Genomic DNA, 12,430 nt, shown 5'->3' on the forward strand with positions numbered 1-12,430 from the left:
AATGACGGTCGTAGCCGGGGTCGATTCGTCGACCCAGTCCTGCAAGATCGTGGTGTGCGACGCGGATACCGGAACGGTATTGCGCCATCGCCAGATTCCGCACCACGACGGGACGGAAGTGCCGCCCGACATGTGGTGGGAGGCGCTGCGCGCGGCCTGCGACCGCATGATGCGGGATGTGGAGGCCATCGCGGTGGCCGGGCAACAGCACGGACTGGTGGTGCTCGACGCGGCCGGGCATCCGGTGCGGGACGCGTTGCTGTGGAACGACACTCGCTCGGCGGAGGCGGCCACCCAACTGGTGAGCGAGCTGGGCGGGCCGCAGGCGTGGGCGGACGCGGTGGGCAGTGTGCCGCTGGCCGCGCACACGGTGGCCAAACTGCGCTGGTTCGCCGACCATGAACCGGAGTTGGCCGACCGCACGGTGCGGGTGCTGCTGCCGCACGACTACCTGACCTGGCAACTGCGCGGCGGTGATCCGGCCATGGAACCCACCACCGATCGCGGTGACGCGTCCGGCACCGGGTACTGGTCACCCGCCGACGGGAAGTATCGGCCCGATCTGCTGTCGATGGCGTTCCGCGGACGCAGTCCTGCCCTGCCCCGAGTCCTGGCTCCCGCCGAGATCGCGGGTCATACGCCGGGCGGCCGCCTGGTGGCGGCGGGCACCGGCGACAACGCGGCCGCCGCACTGGGTTTGGGCATCGAGGACGGCGATGTGGTGGTGTCGCTGGGCTCCAGCGGCACGGTGTTCACCCGGGCCACCAGTCCCAGCGCCGACGCCTCCGGGGCTGTCAACGGATTCGCCGACGCGACCGGGGCATTCCTGCCCCTGGTCTGCACCCTCAATGCCGCGCGCGTGCTGGACGCGACCGCCGTCCTGCTCGGCACCGACGTATCCGGGCTGGAAGTGCTGGCCGCGCAATCCCCTGCCGGCGCGGACGGTCTCACCCTGCTGCCCTATATCGCCGGTGAGCGCACGCCGAACCTGCCCTACGCCACCGGCAGCCTGCACGGTCTGCGCCCGCACACCATGCGCCCGCATCATCTGGCCCGCGCCGCCATCGAGGGCATGCTCTGCAATATCGCCGACGCCCTCGACCGCCTACCGACGGTCCCGCATCGAATCCTCTTGATCGGCGGCGCATCCCGCTCCCGCCTCATCGCCCACGCCGCCGCCACCATCTTCGGCCGCACCGTGACGGTCCCCAACCCCAGCGAATACGTGGCCCTGGGCGCGGCCCGCCAAGCCGCCTGGGCCCTGCGCGGCGGCCCCCGCCCACCCCGCTGGCCCACCCCGTCGGGCACCGAATTCCACACCCTCACAGCCGGAATCGGTGCGGCGGTCCGCCAACGCTACGGAGAAATCAGAGACACCTACTACGCTTAACCGGCGTTGCGATACACCACCGAGTCATCGGACAGATAGTCGTCCCAAGTCTTGTGCCGAGTGATGTAGGTCCGAATGGCATCCCGGACGATCTCCTGTTTCGATCGCCCTTCCATCGCCGCCTGCGCACTCAGCGCAGCTTCTTCGTCCTCGCTGAGCCGCAAAGTCCATGCCACGGGCAAGTAATACCACCTCGAGGTAACCACCGGCGACGCAACTGTGAAAAACGTTTACTTCATAATCTGCGGGTCCGGGATGTCCGATGCCCGGCCGATTCATCCGCCGGGGTGGGATGATGGCCGAGATTTGTTGTGCGGCTTGGGGGGCGCGCGGTGGAGGGGACCAGGTTCGGCCGGTACCTGCTCGAACAGTTGGTCGGCGAGGGTGGGATGGGCCAGGTCTACCGGGCCCACGACACCGGCACCGACCGGGTGGTCGCGGTGAAGGTGCTGCACGCGCACGCCGCCCAGGATCCGGTATTCCGGGAACGGTTCCGGCGTGAGGCGAAATCGGCTGCGGGACTGGGAAATCCGCATGTGGTGCCGATCTACGACTACGGCGAGATCGAGGGGCGCCTGTTCATCTGCATGCAGTACCTCGACGGGGTGGGCGTGGACGCGCTGCTCGCTCGGACGGGTCCGATGCCGGCGCAGCAGGCGGTGTCGATCGTGGCACAGGCAGCCGAGGCCCTCGATGCCGCGCACGCGGCGAATCTGGTGCACCGGGACGTGAAACCGTCGAATCTGCTCGTGACCGCAAACGGTTTCGTGTACCTGATCGATTTCGGGATCGCCCGCATGTCCGGGGACAAGGGGCTGACCACCGCGGGTGCCACGATCGGCACCTTCGCGTACATGGCCCCGGAACGATTCACCAGCGGCACCGCGGATGCGCGGACGGACGTGTACGCACTGACGTGCGTGTTGTTCGAATGCCTCACCGGGCATATCCCGTACCCCGCGACCGGCATGGAACAGCAGATCGCCGGACACCTGACCCTGCCACCCCCGCAACCGAGCCGGCAACGCGCCGGGCTCGGAACCGTTTTCGACGACATCATCGCCCGCGGCCTGGCCAAGGACCCCACCCAGCGATACCAGCGGGCAACCGACCTCGCCGCCGCCTGCACCGCCGCCCTGACCGCGTCGGCCGTAACCGTGTCACCGGCACCCACTCTCGTGGCCGATCACGATCCGAACATCGGTGCGGTCGTTCCCGACCGCACCCGGCGGCGCAATCCTCTACCGAAGGGCGTCCCGCTGGCCGCGGCCGCGCTGGTGGCCGCGATTCTCGGCGCGGCGACCATCTACCTGGTGCACGACACCGGCCGAGCCGGGTCCGTTTCCGCCGGCACCCTGACGACGGCCCCCGGCACCGGCGTGGTCACCACCAGCCGGACCTCCGACCGCGCGCCCACGACAACCGTTGCCCCGGTACCGGTTACGACAGCAGCGCCGAACACCGTCGCCCCCTTCGGGACCGCACCGGTTCGACTCTCGACGCAGTACAAGGGTCTGAGCATGTGCATGGACGTAGTCGACCGCACCGACCTGGCCGATGCGGCACAACTGGAACCCTGCGACGGCTCGACGCGCCAGCAATGGACCGTCGTGCCCGTCGGTTCGGGCTGGGTGCGCCTGCACAACAACGCCCGTGGCGACGGCGAGTGCCTCGACACCGTCGGTGAGGACGACCAGAACCGCGCCCGCCTCCAACCGTGTGGCAACTACACCGGCCAGTTCTGGCGCATCACCCTGCACCCCGACGGCGTCTACTACGAATTCACCAACGAATACCGGGGCACCGGCCTGTGCCTCGACGTCTATGGCGACACCCTCGCCGTCCACCTCTCCCAATGCGGTGCCTACAGCGGCGAATTCTGGGCCGCATCCCGGTGACGCACCCAGGGCGGTGTGACTGTGCCAACACGGATTCGCATACAAACCTACTAGTAGGTAATACTGCGCGAGAGCCGTCCGGGGGGATGATGGCAGTTCTCGATCTGACCCCGGCGTTCCTACCGCAGCAGTCAGAATCGAAGGAAATTCCGTGAGCATTCGCCGTACCACCACGTTGTTCGCCACTCGCGCGGCCGCACTGTGCGCGCTTCCCGTCGCCGCCACCGTGATGTGCGCCGGGCTCGCCCAAGCGGCCCCCATCGACCAGGCCACCAGCCCGGCCCCGGCCGCCGTGGTGGCCGCCGCCGCACCGATCGCCTCGGTCGCGGCAATCGACGCGCCCGCACCGATCGACGCGCCCGCCGGTCCCGACCTGACCAAGGTCGGCAACGCGGCGTTGGCCGGTGCCGGTATCGGTGCGGTCGCGGCCGGGGTGCCCGCGGCCGTGATCGGTGGCGTGGGCGGCGGTGTCGCCGGTGGTGTGGCCGGTGCCGGAGTCGGCTTCCTCGTCGGCATCGGCGCTCCAGCCCTCGCGACCTTGGCGACCGCAGTGGTCGGCTGCGCCACCACCGGATGCGTGATCGACGTGCCGATCTTCATCGGGGGCCTCGCGGCCGAAGCCGCCGGCGCGGCCGGTGGCATTGCCCTCGGTGCCGCGATCGGCGCGGGCCTGGGCGCAGTCGCCGGTGCCGCCGCCCTGGGCATCCCCGCCGCCGCCGTGGGCGCGGGCATCGGTGCGGGCATCGGTGCGGGCATCGGTGCGGGCATCGGTGCGGGCGCTGGAGCACTCGGCGTCGCGCCGTAGTCGTCCCCCGCGGGGCAGGGTGTACTCACGGAGGCGAACCGGACAAAATTCCGCAGTGAGTACACCTTGATCTTGAAGAACCGGGGTACTTGCGGGGCTGCACGGCGAGTTGTTGTCGTGTGTAATGAGATTCGTGGGGATATTGGGTGGGCTGGTTGTTTCGGGTTCCGAGCGGTTGAATCGGCGCGGGATCTTTCTCGGGCGGCGATCCACGAAAGTGCATGTGGCGCTGTACAGGTGGTCGTCGGGGCGGATCGGGGGCCGGATCACCGGGTGGCCGGAGGCTCGAATTCTGTTGTTGGAGCACGTCGGGGCCAAGAGTGGGGTTCGGCGGACGTCGCCGGTCATCTTCCATCAGGACGGTGAGTTGCTGGCGGTGGTGGCGTCGAAGGCGGGGCAGCCGAACAATCCCGCGTGGCTCTACAACCTCCGCGCCAACCCGAACACCACCGTTCGAATCGGCGCTGAGATACGGGCGGTCCACGCCCGCCCTGCCACCGAAACCGAGCGAGACAGGTTGTGGCCCAAGTTCGTCGACGCCTTCCCTGCCTTCGACTCCTACCAACGCAACGCCGACCGCCGAATCCCGATCATCGTCCTCGATCCGCGCTGAGCAGCACGGCCACACCCGCACCTCCGCCGGCACGTTCGTGTTCGATGCGGGCTCGGATGGAGGCGACCGAGTAACGGTCGCGGCGGTGGCGGGCCGGGGTGGTGGGCGCGGACGGCCAGGGTCTGGGTGATGGTGCGGGGCGGAGGGCGAGGAGGGTTGGGAGGGCGCAGGCTGCCGAGATGGCCGTGATCAGCAGGATTTCGAGATACATGGCCGGACCTCCGGGTGGGTGGCGAGGTAGTCGCGGGCGGTGAGTTGGCGGGGGCAGGGCGGGGTGCAGGAGGCGTGGAGGGCCACGATGCCCTCGGCGCGTTCCCGGGTGATCGGCACGATGCGGGAGTTTCGACAGTGGTCGTCGATCCAGGAAGTCGTTGCGGGCATAGTCATTTCGACCCACTCGAGGTGATGCGGGCAACGAAGTCGTCCAGCGCGGCGCGGGCTCGCCGCCGCACCCGGCAGGTATCCCGATCACAGAAGCGGTGCAGTCGCCACGCAAGCTGCGCGTGTGCCCGGGTCAGGGGGCCGGGATCCGACTGGCAATCAAGCAGATTCATCACACCAATGGACGCCTCGAGACCTGGGCGGTGACGCCAAATCGGGGACTCCGATCCGGGTTCACCGAATTGCCTGCACGAGCGCCGTATTCGGTGGGACGCTTACACCGGAACGGTGATGAGAGCAGCCCGAAGTCGGTGTAGGTGACCGCTCGAAACGGGGGACGCGGCCATGCCTGACGGTGGAGTCGGTTCGACAGTGCCACTGCGGCAGCTGGGGCGGCTGATGCTCGAATGGAGAAACCGCTCGGGGCTGAGCCAGGCGCGGGCTGCCGAATTACTCGAGATGGGCGCAACCAGTCTCGCGCGCATCGAGAAGGCCGAAATCACCCGGGTCCGAACCGGTGTCATCAAGGAAGCCTGCGGGATATACGGAGTGCCTACCGATATCGGCGAAGGCATGGTGCAACTCGCGCAGCAGGCCAAGGTCAAGAACTGGTGGCACTCCTATGCCGATCTCCTGCCCCGCAACCTCGACGTCTACGTCGGGCTCGAGGCCGCAGCCGACGGATGTGTCACCTACCAGCCGGAACTCATTCCCGGCCTGCTTCAGACCGAGGCGTACGACCGCGCCCTGCTGAGCCAGCGGTGGCCCGACGCCCCGGCGGAGGAACGGGATCGGCGCGCTCAGATCAAGAAGCATCGACAGGTGACGACCACGCGCAAGCACCACCCCTTGGACCTCGATGTGGTGATCGGACAAGCCGCACTGCATCGCCCGGTCGGCGGGCCCGCGGTGATGGCGGCACAACTTCGGCACCTCGCCGACAGTTCGACCCGCGAAAACATCGCGATCCGGATCCTGCCCTTCGAGGCCGGGTTTCCCGGCGGAATATCGATGCTGCCCTTCGTGATTCTGGACTTCGGAGCACCACCGCCCGGTGAGCCCACCGAGCCTTCGGTCGTCTATCTGGAAGGCACAGTCGGCAGTATGTATCTCGAGGACCACGACGATGTGCGGTTCTACCACTCCGCCCACGACACTCTGCGCCAGGCGGCATTGGACGAGACAGCTTCACGAAATCTGTTGAGACGGATAGCAAAGGAGTACGCGCCGTGAACATCGAACTGACCGATGCACAATGGTTCAAGAGCAGCTACAGCCAGGCAGGTGGGGAATGCGTCGAAGTGGCGTTCCTCGGGGCCGGGGCGGTCGGAATCCGCGACTCGAAGGATTCCGGTGGACCGGCACTGGTTTTCGCGCCACAGGAGTGGGATGCGTTCGCCAGCAGTGTCCATCGTGGCGAATTCGACGCAGGATGGTTCAAGAGCAGCTACAGCCAGGGCGGTCAGGAGTGCGTCGAGGTGGCGTTCCTCCACACCGGCGCGGTCGGAGTCCGTGATTCGAAGGATGCCGGCGGGCCGGCGCTCGTTTTCGCGCCACTCGAGTGGGACGCCTTCACCAGTGGTGTTCGGAGCGGCGAATTCGGTTAGGCTGGTGTCTGTTTGGCGGCGCGGTGTTGTTCGCGGGCCAGGAAGTGGGCTGTGGCTTTCGTGTTTTCGTAGAGGGTGCGGTAGTGGCGGTAGTAGGGGTCGTAGGTGGCGGTGTGGTGGGGGTCGGGGTCGATTGTGGTGATGATGGGGTTCCAGGTGGAGGTGTCGAGGTGTTGGGATTCGGCGGCTAGGAGGGCGTTGCCGAGGGCTGCGCCTACGGTGTCGGCGGGGAGTTGTTGGGGGAGGCCGGTGATGTCGGAGACTATGTGGGTCCAGAGGCCGCCCTTGGTGCCGCCGCCTACGGCTACCAGGCGGGTGGCGGAAGTACCGGCGGCGGACATGGTTTCGAGGTTGTGGCGGACGCCGTAGGCGGTGCCTTCGAGGATGGCGCGGTAGAGGTCGGCGCGGTGGTGGGTGAGGGTGAGGCCGGCGATGATGCCGCGGGCGTCGGGGTCGAACAGGGGGGTGCGTTCGCCGGCGAAGTAGGGGAGGACGAGGAGGCCGCGGCTGCCGGGTGGGACGTGGGTGGCCTCGTCGAGGAGTTCGGTGAAGTCGGTGGCGGTGAGGGCGCGCAGCCAGTCGGTGATCGCGCCGGAGGTGGCCATGCCGGCGGCGGAAGTGTAGGTGCCGGGCCAGGTTCCGCAGGTGGTCCAGAGGCCGGGCTGGGGGCGGGGGTCGGTGCGCACCTGGGTGAGGAACATGGTGGTGCCGTACATGATCATGCAGTCGCCGGGGTGGCGGACGCCGGCACCGGCGGCCTCGGCCCAGGCGTCGATGGTGCCGGTGGTGACGGGTACGCCGACGGGGAGGCCGGTGGCGGCCGCCGCCTCGGGAGTCACCCGGCCGACTATCTCTGTGGGCCAGGATAGTTCGGGTAGTCGCAGACCGGGAGCCACCGATTCGGCCCAGTCGGTGGCCCAGTCGCGGGCCGCCAGGTCGTACATGGGGACGCATTGGCTGGCGGACTGGTGGTCGAGGACGTAGCGGCCGGTGAGGCGGTGGACCAGGAAGGAACTGGCCATCAGCAGCATGCGGGTGGACTGCCATACCTGCGGTTCGTGGCGGATGAGCCAGCGCAGCTTCGGTCCGACGGCCTGACTGGTAAGCGGTGACCCGCAGCGCTCCAGCACCGTGTGCGCACCCAATTCCGCGTTCAGTTCCTCGATTTCGACGCTCGCGCGCGTGTCGACGCCGTAGAGGATGGCCGGGCGGAGAGGCTTGCCATCGGCGTCGGCGGGCAGCAGGCACGGCCCGATGCCGCTGACCGCGAGCGCGTCGATCGGCTCGCCGTCGGCGGCGTGCACCAGCTCGCGGGCGATCGCTACGAAGTCGGCCCACCACACGGTCTCGGCGTCGTGTTCCACCCAGCCGGGCCGGGGTGTCGAAACCCGGTGCGGCCGTTCGGCTCTCATTGCGACCAGGCCCGAATGGTCGACCAGGACGCCCTTGGATCCGGAGGTGCCGATATCGATGCCCAGCAGCATGTCAACTCGCCCTGGTGAATTCGTCCAGGGTGACGCCGAGCAGCTCGCAGGCCGCGCGCACGGTGGCCCGGTGATCGCCGGGCACGGCGTGAATGTGATTGGCCCCGAAGCGGGACAGGAAGTCCCCGGCATCGGCGTCGAGCCGGGCGAAGGCGTGCGGCCACTCCCAGGTTGACTGTTTCATCAGCGATTCGTTGGTGGCGGCGTCGTAGTTCTCGAACTCGCCGAGCATCAATTGCATTCGGTAGGAACCGTTCCGGCGGGTGAACCGGGCCAGTGTCATCTGCCCGGGCGCGGCCAGATGGTGCACCGACGCGCCACCGGCCGGGAAGAAGAACACCTCGGGATACAGGTGCACGCGCGCCAGATTCTCGGCCGGATCGTCGCTGCGGGCGGCGTACCAGGTGGCATGCTGCCCGGAATTGCACAGGTCCCAGATGTCGCGGTCCGCGTGATAGTGGCGGACATCGGCGAAAAGCACCGGGGTGTCGGCGATTCGGTGCAGCAGCTGCATGGTGAGCGCGCCGTCCATATCCGCCTCGGTGGCGCAGATGTGCGGGCGTTTGGGCCCGTTCCAGTCGTACGGGTCGTTGAGGAACGCCTCGGTGATGTCCATGGTGGCGAAGTATTGGGTCAGCTCCGGCTGCCCCTTGATGCCGGAGAAGTCCAGATGCCATTCCGCGATCAGATCCCGCATCGCCAGGTACGCGCGGATCTGGCGTTCCAGCAGCTCCGGGGTCAGTTTGCGCCCGTCGTAGTGGACTCCGGCGGCATTGCGCTCCAACCATTCCCGCGCCGCCTTGGCCTCACCGGGATCGGCGAGTTCGGCGCGGCGCACGATCTCCCACTGGTCGATCTCCTCCACGTCGACCCCGAACAGCCGCTGCCACTGATCGGTATTGGCGACCGCGGTGTTCATGCCCATGGGCCGCCCGCCGATGCGCCCGAAGGTGCTGCCGCGCAGGCTCGCCACCGCCGCCGCGGCCCGCGCCCGCTCCCCTATCGCGGCGATGAGTTCCGGATCGGCGGGATCACCCCACAGCCGGGCGTGTTCGCGCCCGATCTGATCGAGTGCGCCGCCCGCCGCCAGCATGCCGACCATGCCCGGCTGCACCGGATCGATATTGGACAGCAGGAGCAGCGGGCCGTCGAGGGCTCCTGCCGCCAGCATGGTGAAGTGCGGGAACGCCCACACCGCGTAGTGCAGCACGGTCAGATCCACCCCGGCGGCCGCGACCTGTCGCGCCACCGTCACCGCGCACTCGTTGCCGCCGATGGGTTCCACGCCGCGAATCACGGTGTGCCCGGCCGCGGTCAGCTCGGCGACGAGCCGATCCTCCGCCGTCCGAATGAATCCGACAATGCCGCCGTGCACGTAGTCGCGGCCGTCGGAAAGACTGATCACGCCGATTCGGGCCATGCGCCTGCCTCCCCGCACTGGGTGGGACTCTCGACTCCCGATTCAGAATCCCAGTTCAAACCGCACGCCACGCCCGAAATCGGATTATCGGTGGTTTCGGGAAAACCAAGGGGGCGAGGAAGACTCCGCCCTGCCCCCAGCCCGCGTGGGTGATCCAGAGGGTGTGGTCGTGGGTGATCATCTCGGCGGCGTGGGCGGGGATCTGCCCCACGCGGTCGGACGTGTCGAAGTGAAAAGGGTTATTGCTGCGAAAGATCTCGGTGCCGACATAGTCGGGGCGGGGACCGATCAGGAGATACCAGGCATCGTCATGGCGGAAGACGAAGGGGGATTCGGTATTGCCCGCTCCGGTTCCGGTGGTCGGGTCGGTGTAGGCGATCCCGCGATGGCTCCAGTGCACAAGATCCGCGCTGGTGCGGTAGGCGACGACATGGTGACCGCCCGTGGGAGCACTCGTCGCGCAGTAGTACATGACCCATTGATCTTCCAGACGAAGAACCATGGGGTCGCGGGCGTCATAGCCGTCGCGGAAGACCGGAGTGCCGGGATGTCTGTCCCAGTGGAACAGGTCGGTGGAGGTGGCCAGGCCCATACCCGTTGCGGTGCGGTCGGTTCCGCCGCCGTCGTAGAACATCCAGTAGCGGTCGCCGTCGTGGACGACGAAGGGAGCCCACAGGTGGGTTTCGCCGCGCTGCGGGTCGACCGTCAGGACCGACGGATGCTTGGTCCACGGCCCGTGCGGATCCGCGGCGGTGGCATGCGCGAACTCGGTCTCGTCGAACGGATCGGCGGGTTCGGGATGGGTGATCCCGAACAGATGCCAGCGGCCACCGGTGTCGCGAATCAGGCAGTGATCATTGATGTACCACCGCTGATCCGCCTCACTCGGGTCGTAGATGTGCCGGAACTCCCCCGCCCGCACCTCGTCCATATTCTCGTCCTTCATCTAGGAACAAAACTGTCCTACTTGGCTTCGACAATGGATTCATGCCGGAACTCTCGCTGCGCACACTGAACCGCACCCTGCTGCTGCGTCAGAAGCTGAACGAACGGGTCACCATGCCCGCCGCCGACCTGATCCACCACCTCGTCGCGGTCCAGGCGCAGGAACCGAACTGGCCCTACATCGGCCTGTGGACCCGGCTCACCGACTTCCACCGCGACGACCTCGCCTCCCTGTTGCGCGACCGAACCGTGGTGCGCGCCACCATGATCCGCCGCACCGTCCACCTGGCCACCGCCGCCGACTACCGCTGGCTGTACCCGACCGTGCGCCCCGACATCGACCGCACCCTGCGCTCGTTCTACCTCCGCGACACCACCGCGGGCCTGGATATCGACGAATTCGCCAGCACCGCACGTCAATTGCTGACCGGCCGCACCCTCCCCCGCCGCGACCTCGGCAAACTGCTGGCCGAACGCTTCCCCGGCCGCGAATCCGGCCACCTCGTGCACGCTCTCGGCGTCGTTCACCCCCTGCTGCACGATGACGCCGCGGGCACATGGGGCGCGTGGCGCGGCCGCTCGGTCGCGGTCTCCCTGGCCGAGGAATGGCTGAACGCGCCCCTGTCCGAATCTCCCCGCCCCGAAACGCTCATCCGCCGGTACCTCGCCGCTTACGGCCCCGCCACCACCGCCGACATCCAGGAATTCGCCGGCGTCACCCGCCTCGCGGAGGTGATGACCCGCCTCCGCCCCGAACTCCGCGTCTACCACGACGAATCCGGCCGCACCCTCTACGACCTCCCCGAAGCCCCGATCGCCGACCCCGACCTGCCCGCCCCGATCCGCTTCCTCCCGGCCTTCGACAACTCCTGCCTCGGCCACCGCGATCGCACCCGCATCATCGGCGACGCGGACCGCGCCCGCATCGCCAAGATCGCCTCCGGCGGCGTCCCCTTCTATCTCGTCGACGGCTTCGTCCACGGCCGCTGGGATCTCGACGGCTCCACCATCCGCATCACCCCCTGGCATCCCCTCACCAAGTCCACCGAAGCAGCCGTCCGCGCCGAGGCCGAACGGCTGCTACCGGTGATCGCACCGCACGAGGACGGCAAGATCGTGTTCGAACGCCACTGATTCAGGAGCGGTTCCGTGCCGCACGCAGCAGGTCGTGGTTGAGGCGGCCGATGACGTCCTGCGGGATTTCCTTGGGGCAGGCGAGGGTGCACTCGCCGGTGTTGGTGCAGCCGCCGAAGTCGAGTTCGTCGTGCGTCTCCAGCATCGCGGCGACGCGGGAGTAGCGCTCCGGCTGCCCTTGTGGCAGCAGGCCCAGGTGGGTGATCTTGGCAGCGGTGAAGAGCATGCCGGAGCCATTGGGGCAGGCGGCCACGCACGCACCGCAGCCGATGCATTCGGCGGCTTGGAAGGCGAAGTCCGCGTCGGGTTTCGGGACGGGGACCGCGTGGGCTTCCGGAGCGGTGCCGGTGGGGGCGGTGATGTAGCCGCCGGCTTGGATGATCTTGTCGAAGGCGGTGCGATCGACGACGAGGTCCTTGACGACCGGGAAAGCCTTGGCGCGCCACGGTTCCACGGTGATGGTGTCGCCGTCGGTGAACTTGCGCATGTGGAGTTGGCAGGTGGTGGTGGCCTTCTCGGGGCCGTGCGGGGTGCCGTCGATGACGAGGGAGCACATGCCGCAGATGCCCTCGCGGCAGTCGTGGTCGAAAGCGACCGGCTCCTCGCCCTGGTCGGTGAGTTCTTCGTTGAGGACGTCGAGCATTTCGAGGAAGGACGCGTCGGGCGAGATGTCCACCGGGTAGTCGACGAGACCGCCCTTGTCCCGGGAGTCGCGCTGCCGCCAGATCCGCAGTGTGAGTTTCATATCCGGTA

15 protein-coding genes are annotated in these 12,430 nt (G+C 68.0%); 7 read left to right on the forward strand and 8 right to left on the reverse strand.

Translation table 11 applies throughout. The features are described 5' to 3' along the window. Position 1: 1 nt before the first annotated feature. Positions 2-1,390 (forward strand): xylulokinase, encoded by a 1,389-nt coding sequence (gene xylB / locus ACFXHA_RS15520; RefSeq protein ID WP_379357072.1) that lies wholly within the window; start codon positions 2-4, stop codon positions 1,388-1,390. Here the strand turns inward: xylB and ACFXHA_RS15525 are convergent. Next, the gene (locus tag ACFXHA_RS15525) at positions 1,387-1,566 is read right to left on the reverse strand and encodes a ribbon-helix-helix protein, CopG family (RefSeq protein WP_379357074.1); all 180 of its coding nucleotides are present in this window, start codon (positions 1,564-1,566) and stop codon (positions 1,387-1,389) included. The two genes, xylB and ACFXHA_RS15525, sit on opposite strands and share 4 nt — an antisense overlap. Positions 1,567-1,722: 156 nt before the next feature. Here ACFXHA_RS15525 and ACFXHA_RS15530 point away from each other — a divergent pair, with 156 nt between their 5' ends. The 3 genes from ACFXHA_RS15530 to ACFXHA_RS15540 all read left to right on the forward strand — a co-directional run bounded on the left by ACFXHA_RS15530 (position 1,723) and on the right by ACFXHA_RS15540 (position 4,706). Next, entirely contained in the window at positions 1,723-3,288 is a 1,566-nt protein-coding gene (locus ACFXHA_RS15530) for a serine/threonine protein kinase (protein WP_379357076.1), read from the forward strand. Positions 3,289-3,439: 151 nt separating this feature from the next. After that, positions 3,440-4,093, forward strand: coding sequence for a hypothetical protein (locus tag ACFXHA_RS15535; protein WP_379357078.1), 654 nt, complete (start codon positions 3,440-3,442; stop codon positions 4,091-4,093). Between the two features lie 223 nt (positions 4,094-4,316). After that, positions 4,317-4,706 carry a nitroreductase family deazaflavin-dependent oxidoreductase gene (locus ACFXHA_RS15540; RefSeq protein WP_379357080.1) on the forward strand — a complete coding sequence of 130 codons (390 nt, stop codon included), beginning with the start codon at positions 4,317-4,319 and terminating at the stop codon, positions 4,704-4,706. Here the strand turns inward: ACFXHA_RS15540 and ACFXHA_RS15545 are convergent. From ACFXHA_RS15545 to ACFXHA_RS15555, 3 genes are read right to left on the reverse strand one after another with little or no spacing between them, the layout of a single operon-like run. Continuing rightward, entirely contained in the window at positions 4,684-4,917 is a 234-nt protein-coding gene (locus tag ACFXHA_RS15545) for a hypothetical protein (RefSeq protein ID WP_379357082.1), read from the reverse strand. The genes ACFXHA_RS15540 and ACFXHA_RS15545 overlap by 23 nt on opposite strands. After that, positions 4,896-5,093, reverse strand: coding sequence for a hypothetical protein (locus ACFXHA_RS15550; protein ID WP_379357084.1), 198 nt, complete (start codon positions 5,091-5,093; stop codon positions 4,896-4,898). Before ACFXHA_RS15550 ends, ACFXHA_RS15545 begins: the two co-directional genes overlap by 22 nt. After that, the gene (locus tag ACFXHA_RS15555) at positions 5,090-5,260 is read right to left on the reverse strand and encodes a hypothetical protein (RefSeq protein ID WP_379357085.1); all 171 of its coding nucleotides are present in this window, start codon (positions 5,258-5,260) and stop codon (positions 5,090-5,092) included. Before ACFXHA_RS15555 ends, ACFXHA_RS15550 begins: the two co-directional genes overlap by 4 nt. A gap of 172 nt (positions 5,261-5,432) precedes the next feature. Here ACFXHA_RS15555 and ACFXHA_RS15560 point away from each other — a divergent pair, with 172 nt between their 5' ends. Together ACFXHA_RS15560 and ACFXHA_RS15565 are read left to right on the forward strand one after the other, a co-directional pair. Continuing rightward, complete coding sequence (locus ACFXHA_RS15560) at positions 5,433-6,320, forward strand: helix-turn-helix domain-containing protein (protein ID WP_379357087.1); 888 nt, start codon at positions 5,433-5,435, stop codon at positions 6,318-6,320. Next, on the forward strand, positions 6,317-6,694 hold the full coding sequence (locus ACFXHA_RS15565) for a DUF397 domain-containing protein (protein WP_379357089.1): 378 nt from the start codon (positions 6,317-6,319) through the stop codon (positions 6,692-6,694). The genes ACFXHA_RS15560 and ACFXHA_RS15565 overlap by 4 nt, the downstream gene beginning before the upstream one ends. On the opposite strand, the gene ACFXHA_RS15570 is transcribed toward ACFXHA_RS15565, so the two are convergent. Genes ACFXHA_RS15570 through ACFXHA_RS15580 form a run of 3 tightly spaced genes read right to left on the reverse strand, consistent with a single transcriptional unit; the run spans position 6,691 to position 10,544 of the window. Further along, the gene (locus ACFXHA_RS15570) at positions 6,691-8,178 is read right to left on the reverse strand and encodes an FGGY-family carbohydrate kinase (RefSeq protein ID WP_379357091.1); all 1,488 of its coding nucleotides are present in this window, start codon (positions 8,176-8,178) and stop codon (positions 6,691-6,693) included. The two genes, ACFXHA_RS15565 and ACFXHA_RS15570, sit on opposite strands and share 4 nt — an antisense overlap. A gap of 1 nt (position 8,179) precedes the next feature. Beyond that, positions 8,180-9,598, reverse strand: coding sequence for an L-fucose/L-arabinose isomerase family protein (locus tag ACFXHA_RS15575; RefSeq protein ID WP_379357093.1), 1,419 nt, complete (start codon positions 9,596-9,598; stop codon positions 8,180-8,182). Positions 9,599-9,653: 55 nt separating this feature from the next. Further along, positions 9,654-10,544 (reverse strand): glycosyl hydrolase family 32, encoded by an 891-nt coding sequence (locus ACFXHA_RS15580; RefSeq protein WP_379357095.1) that lies wholly within the window; start codon positions 10,542-10,544, stop codon positions 9,654-9,656. Positions 10,545-10,585: 41 nt separating this feature from the next. Between ACFXHA_RS15580 and ACFXHA_RS15585 the strand changes: the two genes are divergently transcribed. Then, positions 10,586-11,677 (forward strand): winged helix DNA-binding domain-containing protein, encoded by a 1,092-nt coding sequence (locus ACFXHA_RS15585; protein ID WP_379357097.1) that lies wholly within the window; start codon positions 10,586-10,588, stop codon positions 11,675-11,677. Between the two features lies 1 nt (position 11,678). On the opposite strand, the gene ACFXHA_RS15590 is transcribed toward ACFXHA_RS15585, so the two are convergent. Then, entirely contained in the window at positions 11,679-12,422 is a 744-nt protein-coding gene (locus ACFXHA_RS15590) for a succinate dehydrogenase/fumarate reductase iron-sulfur subunit (RefSeq protein WP_379357099.1), read from the reverse strand. Between the last annotated feature and the right edge of the window lie 8 nt (positions 12,423-12,430).

The organism is Nocardia sp. NPDC059240 (assembly GCF_042753865.1).
Taxonomy (GTDB): Bacteria; Actinomycetota; Actinomycetes; order Mycobacteriales; family Mycobacteriaceae; genus Nocardia.